General features: G+C 72.8%; 18 protein-coding genes. 6 read left to right on the top strand and 12 right to left on the bottom strand.

Annotation, left to right across the window (positions count from 1 at the left end; genetic code table 11):
* The first annotated feature begins 49 nt into the window (after positions 1–49).
* Positions 50–1,225 carry an LLM class flavin-dependent oxidoreductase gene (locus tag BM236_RS10915; protein WP_091123542.1) on the top strand — a complete coding sequence of 392 codons (1,176 nt, stop codon included), beginning with the start codon at positions 50–52 and terminating at the stop codon, positions 1,223–1,225.
* A complete protein-coding gene (locus BM236_RS10910) occupies positions 1,222–1,887 on the top strand; it encodes an FMN reductase (protein ID WP_091123541.1) in 666 nt (221 codons plus the stop codon). Before BM236_RS10915 ends, BM236_RS10910 begins: the two co-directional genes overlap by 4 nt.
* Positions 1,888–1,908: 21 nt before the next feature.
* Here BM236_RS10910 and BM236_RS10905 read toward each other — a convergent pair whose 3' ends face one another.
* The 4 genes from BM236_RS10905 to BM236_RS10890 are packed head-to-tail and all read right to left on the bottom strand — an operon-like array spanning position 1,909 to position 6,222.
* Positions 1,909–3,933 (bottom strand): elongation factor G-like protein EF-G2, encoded by a 2,025-nt coding sequence (locus tag BM236_RS10905; protein WP_091123539.1) that lies wholly within the window; start codon positions 3,931–3,933, stop codon positions 1,909–1,911.
* Between the two features lie 59 nt (positions 3,934–3,992).
* A complete protein-coding gene (locus BM236_RS10900) occupies positions 3,993–4,208 on the bottom strand; it encodes a hypothetical protein (protein ID WP_091123538.1) in 216 nt (71 codons plus the stop codon).
* Positions 4,205–5,641 (bottom strand): glycosyltransferase family 2 protein, encoded by a 1,437-nt coding sequence (locus tag BM236_RS10895; RefSeq protein ID WP_091123536.1) that lies wholly within the window; start codon positions 5,639–5,641, stop codon positions 4,205–4,207. The genes BM236_RS10900 and BM236_RS10895 overlap by 4 nt, the downstream gene beginning before the upstream one ends.
* A gap of 53 nt (positions 5,642–5,694) precedes the next feature.
* Positions 5,695–6,222, bottom strand: coding sequence for a YbhB/YbcL family Raf kinase inhibitor-like protein (locus tag BM236_RS10890; RefSeq protein WP_091123534.1), 528 nt, complete (start codon positions 6,220–6,222; stop codon positions 5,695–5,697).
* A gap of 98 nt (positions 6,223–6,320) precedes the next feature.
* Between BM236_RS10890 and cobA the strand changes: the two genes are divergently transcribed.
* Positions 6,321–7,538, top strand: coding sequence for a uroporphyrinogen-III C-methyltransferase (gene cobA, locus BM236_RS10885; RefSeq protein ID WP_091123533.1), 1,218 nt, complete (start codon positions 6,321–6,323; stop codon positions 7,536–7,538).
* 39 nt (positions 7,539–7,577) lie between these two features.
* Here the strand turns inward: cobA and BM236_RS10880 are convergent, their stop codons facing one another.
* A complete protein-coding gene (locus BM236_RS10880) occupies positions 7,578–8,381 on the bottom strand; it encodes a TrmH family RNA methyltransferase (RefSeq protein WP_091123530.1) in 804 nt (267 codons plus the stop codon).
* A gap of 9 nt (positions 8,382–8,390) precedes the next feature.
* Positions 8,391–9,008, bottom strand: coding sequence for a peptide deformylase (gene def / locus BM236_RS10875; RefSeq protein ID WP_091123528.1), 618 nt, complete (start codon positions 9,006–9,008; stop codon positions 8,391–8,393).
* A gap of 89 nt (positions 9,009–9,097) precedes the next feature.
* Here def and BM236_RS10870 point away from each other — a divergent pair, with 89 nt between their 5' ends.
* Together BM236_RS10870 and BM236_RS10865 are read left to right on the top strand one after the other, a co-directional pair.
* The gene (locus tag BM236_RS10870) at positions 9,098–10,456 is read left to right on the top strand and encodes an acyl-CoA dehydrogenase family protein (RefSeq protein ID WP_091123526.1); all 1,359 of its coding nucleotides are present in this window, start codon (positions 9,098–9,100) and stop codon (positions 10,454–10,456) included.
* Positions 10,456–11,670 carry an acyl-CoA dehydrogenase family protein gene (locus tag BM236_RS10865; RefSeq protein ID WP_091123524.1) on the top strand — a complete coding sequence of 405 codons (1,215 nt, stop codon included), beginning with the start codon at positions 10,456–10,458 and terminating at the stop codon, positions 11,668–11,670. The genes BM236_RS10870 and BM236_RS10865 overlap by 1 nt, the downstream gene beginning before the upstream one ends.
* A gap of 7 nt (positions 11,671–11,677) precedes the next feature.
* On the opposite strand, the gene BM236_RS10860 is transcribed toward BM236_RS10865, so the two are convergent.
* The 5 genes from BM236_RS10860 to BM236_RS10840 form a co-directional block, all read right to left on the bottom strand.
* Positions 11,678–12,250 (bottom strand): hypothetical protein, encoded by a 573-nt coding sequence (locus BM236_RS10860; protein ID WP_091123521.1) that lies wholly within the window; start codon positions 12,248–12,250, stop codon positions 11,678–11,680.
* 65 nt (positions 12,251–12,315) lie between these two features.
* A complete protein-coding gene (gene galK, locus BM236_RS10855) occupies positions 12,316–13,485 on the bottom strand; it encodes a galactokinase (protein ID WP_091123519.1) in 1,170 nt (389 codons plus the stop codon).
* 19 nt (positions 13,486–13,504) lie between these two features.
* Entirely contained in the window at positions 13,505–14,080 is a 576-nt protein-coding gene (locus BM236_RS10850; RefSeq protein WP_091123517.1) for a LysR family substrate-binding domain-containing protein, read from the bottom strand.
* A gap of 17 nt (positions 14,081–14,097) precedes the next feature.
* The gene (locus BM236_RS10845) at positions 14,098–14,805 is read right to left on the bottom strand and encodes an FAD-binding oxidoreductase (protein WP_245750271.1); all 708 of its coding nucleotides are present in this window, start codon (positions 14,803–14,805) and stop codon (positions 14,098–14,100) included.
* Positions 14,802–15,428, bottom strand: a complete 627-nt coding sequence (locus BM236_RS10840) for a sulfite oxidase-like oxidoreductase (RefSeq protein ID WP_091123515.1) — start codon at positions 15,426–15,428, stop codon at positions 14,802–14,804. The genes BM236_RS10845 and BM236_RS10840 overlap by 4 nt, the downstream gene beginning before the upstream one ends.
* Positions 15,429–15,484: 56 nt before the next feature.
* Between BM236_RS10840 and BM236_RS10835 the strand changes: the two genes are divergently transcribed.
* Positions 15,485–16,351 (top strand): hypothetical protein, encoded by an 867-nt coding sequence (locus BM236_RS10835; protein ID WP_091123513.1) that lies wholly within the window; start codon positions 15,485–15,487, stop codon positions 16,349–16,351.
* Here the strand turns inward: BM236_RS10835 and BM236_RS10830 are convergent.
* Positions 16,344–16,889, bottom strand: coding sequence for an HAD family acid phosphatase (locus tag BM236_RS10830; protein WP_139230085.1), 546 nt, complete (start codon positions 16,887–16,889; stop codon positions 16,344–16,346). The genes BM236_RS10835 and BM236_RS10830 overlap by 8 nt on opposite strands.
* Between the last annotated feature and the right edge of the window lie 35 nt (positions 16,890–16,924).

Here is a 16,924-nt window from a genome sequence, read left to right as displayed (position 1 = left end):
GTAGTTTCACATTCAACTACCTCTTGAACGCCCGATCGAGGAGCACGCGATGCAGTTCGGAATCTTCACCGTCGGCGACGTCACCACCGATCCCACGACCGGCCGGACGCCCACCGAGCACGAGCGGATCAAGGCGACCGTCGAGATCGCGAAGAAGGCCGAGGACATCGGCCTGGACGTCTTCGCGACCGGCGAGCACCACAACCCGCCCTTCATCGCGTCCAACCCGACCGCGACGCTCGCCTACGTCGGCGCGAAGACCGAGCGGATCATCCTCTCCACGGCCACCACGCTGATCACGACGACCGACCCGGTGCTGATCGCGGAGGACTACGCCAAGCTCCAGCACCTCACCGACGGCCGCGTCGACCTGATGATGGGCCGCGGCAACACCGGCCCGGTCTACCCGTGGTTCGGCAAGGACATCCGGCAGGGCATCAACCTCGCCATCGAGAACTACGCGCTGCTGCGCCGGCTCTGGAGCGAGGACGTCGTCGACTGGAGCGGCCGCTTCCGCACGCCGCTGCAGGGCTACACCAGCACCCCGCGGCCGCTGGACGGCGTCGCCCCCTTCGTCTGGCACGGGTCGATCCGCAGCCCCGAGATCGCCGAGCAGGCGGCGTACTACGGCGACGGCTTCTTCCACAACCACATCTTCTGGCCGGCCAGCCACACCGAGTCGATGGTGCGCCTCTACCGTCAGCGCTTCGAGCACTACGGCCACGGCACCGCCGACCAGGCGGTCGTCGGCCTCGGCGGCCAGTTCTTCATGCGGAAGAGCAGCCAGGACGCCGTCAACGAGTTCCGGCCCTACTTCGACAACGCTCCCGTCTACGGCCACGGTCCGTCGCTGGAGGACTTCACCGAGGCCACCCCGCTGACCGTCGGCAGCCCGCAGCAGGTGCTCGAGCGCACGCTGTCCTTCCGCGACTACGTCGGCGACTACCAGCGCCAGCTCTTCCTCGTCGACCACGCCGGCCTGCCGCTCAAGACCGTCCTGGAGCAGCTCGACCTGCTCGGCGAGATCCTGCCGACCATGCGCGAGGAGTTCGCGAAGATGCGCAAGCCGGGCGTCCCGGACGCGCCCACCCACGCCTCGCTCGTCGCGAAGGCGGGCGGCGCGACGGACAGCACGGTGTACGCCGCGGCAGATTCGGCGACCGGCTCCAGTGACCGCGACCTGGACGACCCGGAGGTCGCGAAGGTCCTCGAGGGGGAGCTGTGACGAGGCGGATCGTCGTCGTCAGCGCCGGCCTGAGCGTCCCGTCGAGCACCCGCCTGCTCGCCGACATGCTCGGCGAGGCGGCGGTCGGCGCGATCCGCGAGCGCGGCCAGGAGGCCGACGTCGAGGTTGTCGAGCTGCGCCCGCTGGCGCACGCACTCGCCGACCACCTGCTGACCGGGTTCCCGAGCGGCGAGCTGGGCGCGGCCATCGAGAAGGTACGCCGGGCCGACGGGCTCGTCGTGGTGACGCCGGTCTTCTCGGCGTCCTACTCGGGGCTGTTCAAGACGTTCTTCGACGTCCTCGAGCTCGGCGTGCTCGACGGCAAGCCGGTCGTGGTCGCGGCGACCGCGGGGACCGTCCGGCACTCGCTCGTGCTCGACCACGCGCTCCGGCCGCTCTTCAGCTATCTGCACGCCGTCGTCGTTCCGACCGGCGTCTTCGCCGCCAGCGAGGACTTCGGCGCCGTCGCCACCGACGCGGGGACCACCGGCCTGGCCAAGCGGGTCGAGCGCGCCGCCAACGAGCTCGCGGCGCTGGTCGCCGGCACCACTGCGGCGCCCACCCCGGTGGCCCACCGCCGGACCGTCGACGAGGAGTTCGCCGACCCGACACCATTCGAGGCGCTGCTCCGAGCCGCCAGCGACGGCCCGCCGGCGTTCTGAGGCCTCTGCCGGACCGGCGGCTCAGCGCTGCGCGGGGACCTGCTTGGCCAGCTCCTCGGGCATCGGCTCGTAGTGCGCGAAGGTGCGGGTGAACGTCCCGGCACCGCGGGTGGCCGAGCGCAGGTCGATCGCGTAGCGCAGCAGCTCGCGCTGCGGCACGTAGGCGCGGATGAGGGTCCGGCCCTCGTCGGCCTGGTCGGTGCCGAGCAGGCGCGCCCGCCGCGACGACAGGTCGCTCATCACCTGGCCGACGAGGTCGTCGGCGACGACGACCGCGACCTCGTCGTACGGCTCGAGGAGGCGGAGGCTCGTGGCCCCGGCGGCGTCCCGCAGCGCGAGCGCGCCGGCGCTCTGGAAGGCCATGTCGGAGGAGTCCACGCTGTGTGCCTTGCCGTCGACCAGCGTGACCCGGAGGTCGATGAGCGGGAAGCCGGCACGGACGCCACGGGCCATCTGCGCGGCGATCCCCTTCTCGACACTCGGGATGAACTGCCGGGGCACCGAGCCGCCGACAACCTGGTCGACGAACTCGAAGCCGCCGCCCTCGGGGAGCGGCTCGACCACGATGTCGCAGATCGCGTACTGGCCGTGCCCGCCGGACTGCTTCACGTGCCGGCCGTGGCCCTTCGCCGGGGCGCCGAAGCACTCGCGCAGCGGTACGACGACCTCCCGCTGCTCGACGGTGACGCCGTAGCGGGACTGCAGCCGCTCGAGCGCCACCTCCGCGTGCGCCTCGCCCATCACCCAGATCACGAGCTGACCGGTCTCGGGGCTCTGCTCGACCCGCAGGCTCGGGTCCTCGGCGGTCAGCCGGGACAGCGCCGAGGAGAGCTTGTCCTCGTCGGAGCGCGTCGCGGCCTCGACGGCGATCGGCAGCAGCGGCTCCGGCATCGACCACGGGCGCAGCACCAGCGGCTGGTCGGGGGAGGAGAGCGTGTCACCGGTCTCCGCCCGGGAGAGCTTCGCGAGGATGCCGAGGTCGCCGGCCACCACCTGCGTCGCCGGCGCCTGCGCCGCGCCGAGCGGGTAGCCCAACGCGCCGACCCGCTCGTCCTCGTCGTGGTCCTCGTGCGACCCCGCCAGCGCGCCGGCGAAGGACGAGAAGTGGCCCGACACGTGCACCGGGACGTCCGGGGTCAGCGTGCCGGAGAAGACCCGGACGAGGCTGACTCGGCCCAGGTAGGGGTCGCTGCTCGTCCGCACCACCTCCGCGACCAGCGGCCCGTCCGGGTCGCAGCTCACCGGCGCGGCGGCCTTGCCCGCAGGCGTGAACACCTCCGGCGGCACGTGCTCGGGCGGCGACGGGAAGGCCCGCACGCAGAGGTCGAGCAGCTCGGGTACGCCGACCCCGGTCGTCGCGCACACCGGCACGACCGGGTGGAAGGAGGCGCGCGCGATCGCCTTCTCCAGGTCGGCGACCAGCACCTTCTCGTCGATCTGCTCGCCGCCGACGTAGCGCTCCATCAGCGTCTCGTCCTCGGACTCCTCGATGACCGCCTCGATCAGCTCGCCGCGCCGCTGGTCGGCCTGGATCTGCGCGGAGTCGCCGGTGATCAACCCGGTGAGGCTGTCACCGGTGACCACGTAGACCGGAAGGACGCCGGCCCCGAACGCGTCCCGGGCCTCGGCGAGGACGCGGTCGGTGTCGGCGCGGGCGTGGTCGAGCTTGGTGAGCACCACGGCGCGGGGCATGGCGACGTCCCCGCACTCGCGCCAGAGCCGCCGGGTGGCGTCGTCGACGCCGTCGTTGGCGGCGATCACGAAGAGCGCGCAGTCAGCGGCCCGCAGGCCGGCCCGGACCTCGCCGATGAAGTCGACGTAGCCGGGGGTGTCGATGAGGTTGATCTTCACGTCACCGTGGCGCACGGGCGTCACGGAGAGGGAGACCGAGCGCTCCTGCTCGGTGCTGTGCCGGCCGAGCAGCGCCTCGACGAGCGTGGTCTTGCCCGATTGGGCGGGCCCGACGAGGACGACGTTTCGGATCCCGTCGGGCCCCGAGGCTTCCACGTCGGGGGCGCTGCCCTTCCGTCCGGTCTTCTCGGCCATAGGTCCAAGAAACTCCTGTGGGCCCCGGGACACAAGGCCCGGCACTGACCCAGGATTGCTCAGCGCTCCGCGTCGGGGTAGATGCTGCGCGTCTCCGCGCGTCGGTTGCGGCTGGTGAACCACCCGGACGGGTTGATCGGCGGCAGCAGCTTGGCGATGGACAGCGCCCCGAAGGCGACGGTGTTGACCGACACGAAGGTGACGAGGACGAGGTAGGCCTCGGAGTGCAGGAGCGAGGCGGGCAGTGGGTGGAAGCCGGCGATGAGGGAGATCATGACGCGTCCGCCGTCACGTCGCGGCGTGCACCCGGATGATCCACGTGCGTCCAGCGCGCCTTGCGTCCGAGGGAGATGTCGAGGACGCCCTTGACGTAGCAGAGCTGCAGGAAGGCGTCGAAGAAGAGCTCCGGGAAGATCGTGATGGCGAGCAGCCGGGCCGGCCAGCCGCCCTTCCACGCGGTCACGAGCCGCTCCAGCAGGAAGACCGTGCCGAGACCGAGCCAGAAGGTGAACCAGACCCAGTGGTCGCTGGCGAGGAGCATGACGCCGAGCAGCACGAAGTAGCCCCACAGCGCGAAGACGCCGTAGCCGATCGCGAGCTGCTGCGCCCAGTAGCGGAAGGTGGCCGTCGTGACGCCGTACGCGCCGAGGTTCTCGAGCGCGCCGCGCTGCCAGCGCAGCCGCTGGTTCCACAGCAGGCCCCAGCTCGGCATCAGCTCGGTGACCACCGTGCACTCGGAGGGGGAGACCATCAGGGCGCCGAGCGACTTCAGGGCGATGGTGAGCTCGTTGTCCTCGGTGAGCGCCGCGGTGTCATAGACGTCGCCCCTGATGCCCGGGATGGCCGATCCGCGGTGCTCGGCGACCGCACGCAGCGCCCGCGGACGGAACAGCGAGGCGGTCCCGGTCAGGACGAAGACCTTGCCCCGACGGCGCTTGATCTCGCGTCCGTAGCGGAGGTACTCGTTGCGCTGGAACTGGCCGATCAGGCCGTGTCCCTCCTCGCCGTAGAAGACGCCGCCCACGGCGGACAGCCCACGGTCCTCGGTGAACCGGCGGACCGCGGAGGCGAGGAACCCCTGGTCGAGCATCGTGTCGGCGTCCATCACCATGACCACGTCGTTCTCGCCCTGGTGGGGGAGCAGGTGCCGGAGCGCCTGGTTGAGCGCGCCGCCCTTCTTGTGCGTATTGCGGACCGACTCCCGGACCTCCGCGCCGTGCGCCCGGGCGACGTCGACGGTGCGGTCGGTGCAGTTGTCGGCGACCACGATCACCCGGTCGGGCGGGGGCACCTGCTGCGCCAGTGAGGACAGGGTGGCCGGGAGGGACGCCTCCTCGTTGTGGGCCGGCACGAGCACCGTGACCGTGACCTCGCCGTGGAACACCCCGCGCGTCTCGCTCATCATCACGCGCGGGGACAAGGGGTCCTGGTGCGCGTTGAGGGAGCGCCGGGTCCGGCGCAGGACGCGGTACTCGAGGAGGGCCAGGCCGGCGCCGCAGAGGAGCGAGACCGCGACGGCGATCTCCAGGACGCGCAGCGACGGGGCATGGGTGTCGTAGAGGACCCGCCAGGCACCGAGCACGACGCCGTGGCGCTCGTCGTCCGCGTTCACGTCCTCGCGGGCGACCGCCAGCCACAGGAGTACGGCGGCCACGGCGGTCAGGCCCAGGATGATCAGGCCGACCAGCCGCTCGAGTCCGTGTCTCACCTCGTGACCGTACCCACAACCGGGTAACAGGAACAGTCAGTGACCGAGTCCGATCAGTGCTGGTAGGTGCCGACCAGGATCGCGCGAGCAGCGGTCTTGAAGGCGAGGTTGAACCCGACCACGGCCGGGGTGGCGTCGCCGTCCACGCCGAGGGTCTCCTCCGTCACCGCGTGGACGACGAAGTAGTAGCGGTGGACCTGGTCACCCGGCGGCGGCGCGGCGCCTCCGAAGCTCTTCGTGCCGAAGTCGTTGCGCACGTGGAAGGCGCCGCCGGGGAGGCTGTCGTCGCTCGCACCGGCCCCGGCGTCGAGCGCGGTGACGTCGCCCGGGATGTCCACCGCGATCCAGTGCCAGAAGCCGCTCACCACGGGGGCGTCGGGGTCGTAGCAGGTGACGACGTAGCTCCTGGTCCCCTCCGGCCCCGGCTCCCACGTGAGCTGCGGCGAGGTGTTGCCGCCCTCGTAGACCTGGGCCTCGCCGAGCGGCTTGCCCTGGGTGACGTCGGTGCTGGTGACCGAGAACGAGGGAACGGCGGGCAGGAGCTCGTAGGGGTCGGGCTTGACCGGGCGGTCGAGGGACATGGCACTCCTAGGTCTGATCCTGGGCGGACGAGCCGACCCTAGTCCGGCCAGTGAACAGTCGTCACCGGGTGCGGCGCCCGGTCACGGAGAATGGCCCCGTGGACTTCCCGCCCTACCCCTCCGGCCTCCGGCTCGCCGGTCGCCGCGTCGTCGTCGTCGGCGGTGGACACGTGGCCCAGCGCCGCATCCCCGCGCTCATCGCCGCCGGCGCCGACGTCGAGGTGGTCTCGCCCGAGGTCACGCCGGCGATCGAGGGTCTGCTCGGCTCCGGAGAGATCCGGTGGACGGCCCGCGGCTTCACCGCGGCCGACCTCGACGGAGCGTGGTACGTCGTCTGCGCGACGTCGGACGCGGCGGTCAACGAGGCGGTGAGCGTCGCCGCCGATGAGCGCCGGGTGTTCTGCGTCCGGTCCGATGACGCCCTCGCGGCGACCGCCTGGACCCCCGCCGTCGGCCGGCACGGGGACGTCACCGTGGCGGTGCTGGGCAACCGCGACCCGCGCCGCTCCGCGGAGCTGCGCGACGGGATCGTGGCCGAGCTGCGCGAGGGCAGCCTGGTCGCCCGGCAGCACCGTGACCGGGTGGCCGGCGTGACGCTCGTCGGCGGAGGCCCGGGCGACCCGGAGCTCGTCTCGGTCGCCGGCCGCAAGGCGCTGATGGACGCCGACGTCGTCGTCGCCGATCGGCTCGCTCCGCGCGAGCTCCTCTCGGACCTGCCGGCCGACGTCGAGCTGATCGACGTCGCCAAGCTGCCCCGCGGCCGCTCCGCGCAGCAGGAGGAGATCAACCGGGTCATCGTCGAGCAGGCGCTGGCCGGCCGCTCCGTGGTGCGGTTCAAGGGCGGCGACAACTTCGTCTTCGGCCGGGGCTACGAGGAGGTCCTCGCCTGCCGCGCGGCGGGGGTCCCGGTCACCGTCATCCCGGGGCTCACCTCGCCGGTCGCGGTGCCCGGGATCGCGGGCATCCCCGTGACGCACCGAGGGGTCGCGCACGAGTTCACCGTGATCTCCGGCCACCTGCCGCCTGGGCACCCGGAGTCGCTCACCAGCTGGCCCGCCGTCGCCGGGCTGGCCGGCACCGTCGTGCTGATGATGGCCGTCGAGAACGCGCCGGCCATCGCGACCGCCCTGCTCGACGGCGGCCGGCCGGCCGACACCCCGGTCGCGGTCGTCTGCGACGGCACGATGCCGACCGAGCGGACCGTGCTCGCGACGCTGGGCACCCTCGGCGCACGGCTGGCGGAGGAGGCGGTGAAGCCCCCGGCGATCATCGTCGTCGGCGAGGTCGTCCGGGTGGCGCATCCGGAGGCGTTCTGAGCCGGTCGCCATCGGGCGGACCGCCTCGGGCCGGCGTCCTCAGCGGCGCGCGGTGACGTAGCAGGCGACGGCCGTCGCGGCGGCCACGTTGAGCGAGTCGACGCCCGCGCTCATCGGGATGGTCGCGCGTCGTGACGCGGCCCGCTCCCAGTGCTCGGACAGCCCGTGGCCCTCGGACCCGAGCACGAGCGCGACCTTGTCGAGCCCGGCGACGGCGTCCTCGATGTCGACGGAGTCGCCGGCGAGGGTGAGTGCGACGGTGGTGAACCCGGCGGCGTCGAGCATCGGCAGGGCGTCGTACCAGTCGGGCAGCCGGGTCCACGGCACCGAGAAGACCGTGCCCATGGCGACCTTGATCGAGCGGCGGTAGAGCGGGTCGGCGCAGCGCGGCGCGAGCAGGACGGCGTCGAAGCCGAGCCCGGCGGCGCAGCGGAAGATCGCCCCGACGTTGGTGTGGTCGACGATGTCCTCGAGGACGAGCACCGACCGCGCACCCTCGAGCACCGACCCGACCGAGGGGAGCGGCCGCCGCGCGAGCGACGCCAGCGCGCCGCGGTGCACGTGGAAGCCCGTCACCTGCTCGGCGAGCGCCTCCGACACGACGTAGCAGGGCGCGTCCGACGCGGCGAGGACATCGGCCAGGCCGTCGAGCCAGCGGGGCGCCATGAGGAACGAGCGGGCCGCGAATCCGGCCTCGGCCGCCCGGCGTACGACCTTCTCGCCCTCGGCGAGGAAGAGGCCCTCGGCCGTCTCGATCGACTTGCGCAGCTCCACGTCGCGCAGGTCGCGGTAGTCGGCGAGGCGGGGATCGTCGGCGGAGTCGACCTCGATGAGCTGGGCCATCGGAGGCGGTCAGTCCGTCTCGGGCACCGGCCACGACGGCGGGAACTCGTCGGCCAGCTTGTCGTGCTCCTTGCGCAGCTTCTTGCGGTTGCGATCGGAGATGCGGTCGCCGAAGACGGTGCCCACCGTGTGGTCGGTCTCGTGCTGCAGGCAGCGGGCGAGCAGCCCGTCGCCCTCGAAGGTCACGGGCTCGCCGGACAGGCCGACGCCGTCGACGCGGGCGTGGTCCGGTCGGGCGCAGGAGACGAAGGCACCGGGGTAGGAGAGGCAGCCTTCGAGGTCGTCGTCGAGGACCCGGTCGTTGCCCTCGGGCATGGTGACGACCGGGTTGCAGACCACCCCGACCCAGCGCTCGCCCGCCGCGTCGGGGCAGTCGAAGACGAACATCGCCAGGTCCACGCCGATCTGGCAGGCGGCGAGGCCGACGCCCTCGGCGGCATACATGGTGGCCACCATGTCGGCGGCGAGGCTGCGCAGCGCATCGTCGAAGACCGTCACCTGCTGCTGCGGCCGGTGCATGACGTCGGTGCCCCAGCGCGTCATCGGGCGCACCGTGCCGCCTGTCGGCAGCGGCCCGTAGGGCTCGTGATCGGGCGCGGTCATGTCGACGTCCTCGGAGTCCGGCATGGGCCGCAGCCTACCGGCGGGGGGCCCTGTGACCGGCGGCACCCGGGGGCCTGTAGACCGCGGTGTAACTCAGAGTTACAGTTTCTCGCATGTCCCTCCTGAACAGCCTCAAGGGCGGTGGCCGCCACGGCGTGCCGTCCGGCGACCAGCGCGACGCCATGGGCGTCCTGCTGGCGACGGTGCAGAAGGTCACCACGTCGTCGCTCCTGGACCGGCTCGGCATGCGCAAGCAGGCCGAGCAGCTCGTCTTCACGTCGACGAGCGGTGGCTTCCGGGTCGCCGCCGCTGCCGGCCGGACGTGGCAGAAGGTCGGCTCGCAGAAGGCCGGGGTGCGCGCGTCCAGGAGCGCCGGCGACGGCGTCTTCGACCTCACGCCCACCGAGGACGAGCAGATGCTCGTCGACGTCGTCGGCGAGTACGCCGCGGAGCTGGTCCGCCCTGCAGCCGCCGCGGCCGACGAGGCGTGCGCGACCCCGCCCGAGGTGCTGGCGGCAGGACTGGAGATCGGTCTCCCGATGCTGGGGGTCCCCGAGGCACTCGGCGGCATCGCGGAGACCCGCTCGGCGATGGCCGGGACGCTGGTCGCCGAGGCGCTGGCCCGCGGGGACATGGGCATCGCGGTCGCCGCCCTCGCCCCCGGTGCCGTGGCGACCGCCCTCGGCCTGTGGGGGACCGAGGAGCAGCAGCGGACCTACCTGCCGGCCTTCACCGGGGAGAAGACGACGCCCGCAGCCACGCTCGCGCTGAGCGAGCCGCGGGTGCTCTTCGACCCGCTCGAGCCGGCCACGACGGCGACCCGGACCGACGACGGGTTCCTCCTCAGCGGGACCAAGTCGGCCGTCGTACGCGGGGCGGAGGCGGAGCTCTTCGTCGTCGGGGCGACGCTCGACGGCCTCCCGACGCTCTTCCTCCTCGAGTCCGGCCCCCCCGGCCTCGAGGTCGAGGCCGACCCCTCGATGGGCCTGCGCGCCGCGGCGCTGACCAGGCTCACCCTCACCGACGTGAGGATCCCGGCCGGCAACGTGCTCGGCGACGCCGACTCCTACCGTGAGTGCGTCCGGCTGAGCCGGCTGGCCTGGTGCGCGCTGAGCCTCGGCACGGCGCAGGCGGTGCTCGACTACGTGACGCCCTACGTCAAGGAGCGCCAGGCGTTCGGCGAGCCGATCGCACACCGCCAGTCGGTCGCCTTCATGGTCGCCAACATCGCCATCGAGCTGCAGGCGATGCGGGCGCTGACCTACAAGGCCGCGAGCCGCGCCGCCCGCGGCAAGGACGTCGCCCGCGACGTCGCCTGGGCGCGGAAGCTGTGCGCCGAGAAGGCGATGCAGATCGGCAACGACGGCGTCCAGCTCCTGGGTGGCCACGGATTCATCAAGGAGCACCCGGTCGAGCGGTGGTACCGCGACCTGCGTGCGATCGGACTCATGGAAGGCGCGGTGCTCGTCTGATGGCCATCAACCTGGACGACCCCAAGAAGCTGCGCGGACTGCGCGACCAGGCCCACCAGGTCGCGATGAACATGCTGCGCCCCATCTCGCGCAAGTACGACCGCGCCGAGCACACCTACCCGACCGAGCTCGACATGCTGGCGGCGATCCTCGACGGGCTCAACGACTCGGGCACCTCGCAGGGCGCGGGCGCGGCCGGCGTACGCCGGACCGAGGACGCGGGCCCGACGGGCAACCGCAACGGCGCCAACATGGCCACCGTCATGGGCGCCGTCGAGATGTGCTGGGGCGACGTCGGCATGATGCTCACGATGCCGCGGCAGGGCCTGGGCAACTCGGCCATCGCGAGCGTCGCCGACGAGGAGCAGCTGGAGCGGTTCAAGGGCACCTGGGCGTCGATGGCGATCACCGAGCCGGGCTTCGGGTCGGACTCGGCGGCCGTCTCGACCACCGCGGTGAAGGACGGCGATCACTACGTCCTCAACGGCGAGAAGATCTTCGTCACCGCCGGTGAGCGCTCCGACTCCGTGGTCGTCTGGGCGACGCTCGACAAGTCGCTCGGGCGCGCGGCGATCAAGTCGTTCGTGGTGCCGAAGGGCACGCCCGGCATGAAGGTGGAGCGGCTCGAGCACAAGCTCGGCATCCGCGTCTCGGACACCGCCGTGATCAGCTTCACCGACTGCCGCGTGCCCGCGGAGAACCTGCTCGGCACGCCCGACATCGACGTGTCCAAGGGCTTCGCCGGCGCGATGGCGACCTTCGACAACACCCGCCCGCTCGTCGCCGCCTTCGCGGTCGGGTGCGCCAAGGCGTCCCTCGACCTGACCCGAGACCTTCTCGACCGAGCGGGCGTGACCGTCGACTACGACCGCCCGGCCCAGAACCAGGTGGCGGCCGCCGCACGGTTCATGCAGCTCGAGGCCGACTGGAACGCCGCCTACCTGCTCATGCTGCAGGCGGCGTGGATGGCCGACAACCGCAGGCCCAACTCGCTCGAGGCGTCGATGGCCAAGGCGAAGGCCGGCCGGGTCGGTTCGGAGATCACGCTCGCCTGCGTCGAGCTCTGCAGCACCGTCGGCTACTCGGAGACCGAGCTGCTCGAGAAGTGGGCGCGCGACTCGAAGATCCTCGACATCTTCGAGGGCACGCAGCAGATCCAGCAGCTCATCGTGGCGCGCCGGGTCCTCGGGCTCACCTCGGCCGAGCTCAAGTGAGCTCGCGCTAGCCCTTCTTGGGGTCGCTGGCCTTGCGCAGCACGTCGGTCTCCCGCTTGATGCGCTTGGTCGTGGACGGGTCCATCAGCGGCTCGGTGCCGGGCTGCTGCAGGTCGGACTCGGTCGTGTCGGGGTTGACGCCCGGACCGGCGCCCGTCGTGCCGACCGGCGTGACGACCTCGACGTCCTCGTCCTCCGGCCCGCCGACGTAGGAGGTGAGCTCCTCGTCGTCGCCAGGACCGGTCACCGACGACGGCTCGGTGAAGACCGGGTCGTGGACAGGGCCGGGCTCGGGGGTTTGGTCGGACGACTCGTCGGACGACTCGGGCGCCGGCGTCGACTGCGTGACCGGGTCGCCGTGCCTCTTGAGCGTGGGCTCGTCGCCCGTCGGCTCGGCGACGGCGCGGTCGGGGTCCAGCAGGGGCCGGTCGTGCCCATGGCCGGTGACGACGGCGCCGACCATCCCGCGTCCGAGGGTGAGGACGCCACCGGCGGTGCGGAGGGGGTGGCGGACCGCGTTGAGCGAGACGCTCGTCGCCCCGCGGACGATGCCGAGCGGTGTCTTGACCGGGTGGACCATGCGTGAGCCTCCTGCTCGTGGGGGAGGCGGTCCGGTACCCGGTCACCCGAGCAGCACGCGTGTCCTCAGGGCAGCAGCGTCGCGCCGCCGGACGGCTCGGCGAGCAGGTGGGCGGGCGAGGCGTACCCGGCCCGGTCGAAGGCGGCGTCCACGGCCTCGACGACCTCCTCGACCCGGTCGGTGGGCACGACGGAGACGATCGATCCTCCGAAGCCGCCTCCGGTCATCCGCGCGCCGTCGGCGCCGTGCGCAACGGCCGTCTCGACGGCCAGGTCGAGCTCGGGCGTGGAGATCTCGAAGTCGTCGCGCATCGAGGCGTGCGAGGCGGCGAACAGCTCCCCGAGGCTGCGCCAGTCGGCGTGCGCCAGCGCCTCGACGGTGGCGGGCACCCGCGCCGTCTCGGTGACGATGTGCCGGGCCCGCCTGGCGACGCGCTCGTCGGTGAGCCGGGTGACGTCGTCGAGAGTCGCCTCGCGCAGCGTCGGGATGCCCAGCTCCGCGGCCGCGCGCTCGCACTCGTCGCGGCGGGAGGCGTAGCCGCCGTCGGTCAGCTCGTGCGAGACCCGGGTGTCGGTGACCAGGATGCTGCGGTCGACGAGGGCGAGCGGCTCGGCCTCGTGCCGGTGGGACGAGAAGTCGATGAGCAGGGCGCTGCCGGGCTCGGCGAAGACCGCGACGGTCTGGTCCATGCCGCCGGTCGGTGCGCCGGCCATCTCGGTCTCCGCGCGGATGCAGGCGTCGACCACCATCTGCCGGGTCGGCGCCGTCGGCTCGACGTCGAGCAGTCCGAGCACCGCGAACGCCACCGCGCACTCGATCGAGGCCGAGCTGGACAGCCCGGCGCCGAGCGGCACCGTGCCGTCGACGTGCAGGTCGACGCCCGGCACCTCGAGGCCGGCCTCGCCCAGCGCCCACAGCACTCCGCCGACGTACGCCGGCCAGCCGGTGAGCCGCCCTGGGGCGAGCTCGTCGATCCGCCCGGTCCAGTCGTCGTCGGCCTGGGCGCTGGAGAGCCGGACGACCCCGTCGTCACGACGCGCGACGGCCGCCGCGGTGGCGTGGGGCAGGGCGACGGGGAGGACCAGCCCGCCGTTGTAGTCGGTGTGCTCGCCGATCAGGTTCACCCGGCCCGGCGCCCAGCCGACGGCGGCCGCGTCCGCACCGTGCCGCTCCCGCAGGCCCGCCCGGGCTCGGTCGGCAAGGGTGTCGGCGGAGGGAGGCGTCGGCAGGCTCATGGCGCTCAGGCTAGAGGCGTCAGCCGCGGGAGGAGTTGGCGGTCCGGCCCCGCACGATGCCGACGAACGCCTGGGTGCGCTCGTCGTCGTGCTCGACCAGCCAGGCCAGGCCGACGCTGGTCGGCTCCAAGTCGCGCACCGGCCGCTGGACGACGTCCTTGCGCTGCAACAGCCGGGCGACCGACATCGGCAGCAGGACGACGCCCGTCCCCGACGCGACGGTCTCGACGGCGTCCTTCTCGCTCATCGACGGCCACGCCAGCTGCGCGGCCGACGGCGTCCACCCGGAGCGGTGGGGGAGCACCAGCTGCTCCTCGGCCAGGTCCTCCAGCGACACGTCCTCGGCGAGGGAGAGGTAGTGGTCGCGGGCGAGGACGGCGACCGGCACCTCGTCGTACAGCGGGATGAGGTGGACGCCGTCGCGATCCATGGGCAGGCGCACGAGCGCCATGTCGACCTCACCGCTGCGCAGCGCCTGCTCCTGCTCGTCCTCGGTCAGTGGCACCAGCTCGAGCCGCTCGCGGGAGCGGTCGCGCCATACGCGGGCCCACTTGTCAGGGGTCGCCCCGGTCACGAAGCCCAGCCGGAAGGTCACGGAGCAGATCCTACGAGTCAGGCCGTCGCACCGAACTGCTCCACCCTGATCGAGTCCGCTCGCACGCCCACCTCGCCGAGCAGGCGGGTTGCGTAGGACGCGAAGCCGACGGACCCGCAGACGTAGGCCCGCTCGGCCCCGGCGACCAGCGGCTCGAGCTCGTCGAGGTACGGCGGCGCCGAGACCCGGCCGTCGAGGTTCTCCCGCGTGAGGGCGACGAACGCGCCCGCGGCGAGCAGCTCGTCGGCGTAGGGGAGCTCGGCGCGGGTGCGACCGACCGCGCACACCCGGATCAGCCGCTCCGCGCCGATCCGGCGGGCGTGCCGCAGCATCGCGACGAACGGCACGACGCCCGTCCCGCCGCCGACGCAGACGATCGGGACGTCGCCGGTCCAGGTGAACCAGCCGCCGATCGGTCCGCGCACCTCGAAGACGTCGCCCTCCCGCGCCTCGTCGTGCAGGAAGCCGGAGACCTCGCCGCCGGGCAGGCACTCCACCATGAGCTCCAGCAGCGAGTCGGCGGGGTCGGAGGCGACCGAGTAGGACCGCGACGCGGTGTAGTCGTCGTCGGCGCGCAGGCGCAGGACGTAGTGCTGCCCGGGCAGGTGGTCGACCCGATCGGCCACGTCGAGGCGCAGCCGCACCAGCCGGTCGGTGCGGTCGATCTCGACCAGCGTCCCCGTCGTCCACGCTCCCGTCGGCGCCTGGACCGGCGTGCCGGTCACGGGTCGCCCTGGTAGCGCTGCTCGAGCCACGGGTCGCCGCGGTCGTGGTAGCCGTTCTGCTCCCAGAAGCCCGGGCGGTCGCGCTCCATCAGCTCCAGCCGGGTGATCCACTTGGCCGACTTCCAGAAGTACAGGTGCGGCACGAGCAGCCGGACCGGGCCGCCGTGCTCGGGCGGGAGCGGCCGGCCGTCGTACTCCCAGACGAGCCAGGCCCTGCCGCCGCGCACGTCGTCGAGCGGGAGGTTGGTGGTGTAGCCGGTGGTCGAGTGGGCCATGACGTGGGCCGCCTCGGGCCGCGGCCGCGCGATGTCGAGGAGCGTGTCGACGCTGATGCCGCTGAAGGTGGTGTCGAGCTTGGACCAGGTGGTCACGCAGTGGATGTCGCCGAAGTACGTCGACCCTGGCAGGGCGTGGAGGTCCCGCCACGACCACGTGTGCGGATTGTCGACGAGGCCGTCCACGGTCATCGTCCACTCGTCAGCGACCAGGTGGGGTGTGACCTCGGCGGTCAGGGTGGGCCACTCGGCGCCGGTGTCGTACTGGCCGGGCGGGAGCCGTTGCGTCGAGTCCTGGGAAGGCCGGCCGCGCCGGGGCCGGCCGCTGAAGCCGCGGGTGATGGGCACGCGCCCAAGGTAGCGGTCGACGCTCAGCCCGGGGCTCGCCCTGCCGATCGGGAGGTGTGCTCGATGACCCCGCCGATCCGCCGATCGACCGCGCCTCCGCGCCGCCGGTCGTGTCGGCGACCCCGGGACCGGGCAGCGAGCGGATTCCGGACGTGCGCCGGGCCCACGACCCGACGGTCCGGGACTTCGCCCGCCGCGTGGAGGAGCGCGCCGGCCTCGCCGCCTACCGTCACGGCACCAGACGCGTGGTGCACACGTTGGGCGAGCTCGCCGAGGTGCGTGACGTGAGGCGGCACGCGAACGTCTGGGTCCCGCTCGCGACGTTCGCGGTGACCGCAGTGTGTGCCGTCCTGGTGGCGCTGCTCACCACCACCCTCGCCGAGCCCGGGCACGGGTGGGCGACCGAGCTCGCTGCCGGGATCGTCACCATCGCCGTGGTCGTCGGCGGCTTCGCCGTCCTGACCCGGGCCCAGGACCACTTCGAGGAGCGCGGGCCGCGCGGACGGCTGGTCAGGGCGGACCTGGCCGACGCCTACGAGACGATCCGGGACGGCACCGCCGTGCTCGTCCGGTTGGGAGTGCCGCCGTCGGCGCTGGCGATGGTCGCGGACCTGCTGCCTCGCGCGGACCGGATGCTCGGCCTGCTCGTCGAGCACGAGGCGCGCGGGGGCGACGTACGCCGCCATGCCGCCTACGGCGCGCTCATCCGGATGGGCGCCCAGGTGACGGTCCTCACCGACATGGCCGAGGAGCGGATGGGGCAGCGCTCGGGCATGCGGCGCGACCGGCCCCTCCCGGCGCCGCCTCGGGTCGAGCCCACCCCTGCTGAGCGCGCCCTGTCAACGCTCGAGGTCATCGCGGACCTGATCGAGATGCTCGGGCCCGACGTCCCGCGCCACCGGGGGCGGAACGGCGTCAGCTGAGCCGCCCGCCGTAGCTCGGCAGCCGGAAGCCGCGCTCGTAGTCGCCGCCGACCAGGTCGGAGCGGTGGTTGCCGACGTTGGCGACGATCGTCCAGCCCTTCGCGGCGATCTGCCGCCGGCAGCGCCTCTTGCTGTGCACCAGGGACTCGCCGCGTCCGCGCCCGCACATGCCGGTGACCTCGTAGCCCGCGCGACGCAGCTCCCGGCGCGGGTTCGCCAGCGTCCCCCGGTGACGGCCGGTCACGAAGAAGACGCCCATCCCGAGCCGGTCCGCGTGGCGGGCGAACCGGAGCGTCGGGCGCACGGGTCGCGGCCAGTCGTACTCGGTGGCGAGCGAGGTGTTGTCGATATCGAGCACGATGGCCAGGCGGCCGCCGTCCCGCGCCGCCCGCGCTTCGAGGTAGGGGATCGACCCTTGCATCGCCTGCCTCACGTCGGCGTGCCACCGGGCCTTGGAGGGCAGCGGCACGGCGTCAGCGGGGGAGCCGGCCAGCAGCGGTAGGAGCATGGTCATCAGGGCGAGAAGTGCTCGGGCCATGGTCGCCACGCTAACCCGGGTTCTGGGGCGGCCTG

Source organism: Nocardioides terrae, assembly GCF_900112345.1.
GTDB lineage: Bacteria > Actinomycetota > Actinomycetes > Propionibacteriales > Nocardioidaceae > Nocardioides > Nocardioides terrae.
This window is presented reverse-complemented; position numbering and strand designations above follow the sequence as displayed.

Excerpts from the sequence above, each read along its gene's own strand:
- BM236_RS10915 (WP_091123542.1), top strand. The coding sequence starts at position 50 with ATGCAGTTCGGAATCTTCACCGTCGGCGACGTCACCACCGATCCCACG.
- BM236_RS10905 (WP_091123539.1), bottom strand. The coding sequence starts at position 3,933 with ATGGCCGAGAAGACCGGACGGAAGGGCAGCGCCCCCGACGTGGAAGCC.
- BM236_RS10900 (WP_091123538.1), bottom strand. The coding sequence starts at position 4,208 with ATGATCTCCCTCATCGCCGGCTTCCACCCACTGCCCGCCTCGCTCCTG.
- BM236_RS10890 (WP_091123534.1), bottom strand. The coding sequence starts at position 6,222 with ATGTCCCTCGACCGCCCGGTCAAGCCCGACCCCTACGAGCTCCTGCCC.
- BM236_RS10880 (WP_091123530.1), bottom strand. The coding sequence starts at position 8,381 with ATGGCCCAGCTCATCGAGGTCGACTCCGCCGACGATCCCCGCCTCGCC.
- def (WP_091123528.1), bottom strand. The coding sequence starts at position 9,008 with ATGCCGGACTCCGAGGACGTCGACATGACCGCGCCCGATCACGAGCCC.
- BM236_RS10870 (WP_091123526.1), top strand. The coding sequence starts at position 9,098 with ATGTCCCTCCTGAACAGCCTCAAGGGCGGTGGCCGCCACGGCGTGCCG.
- BM236_RS10865 (WP_091123524.1), top strand. The coding sequence starts at position 10,456 with ATGGCCATCAACCTGGACGACCCCAAGAAGCTGCGCGGACTGCGCGAC.
- BM236_RS10860 (WP_091123521.1), bottom strand. The coding sequence starts at position 12,250 with ATGGTCCACCCGGTCAAGACACCGCTCGGCATCGTCCGCGGGGCGACG.
- galK (WP_091123519.1), bottom strand. The coding sequence starts at position 13,485 with ATGAGCCTGCCGACGCCTCCCTCCGCCGACACCCTTGCCGACCGAGCC.
- BM236_RS10830 (WP_139230085.1), bottom strand. The coding sequence starts at position 16,889 with ATGGCCCGAGCACTTCTCGCCCTGATGACCATGCTCCTACCGCTGCTG.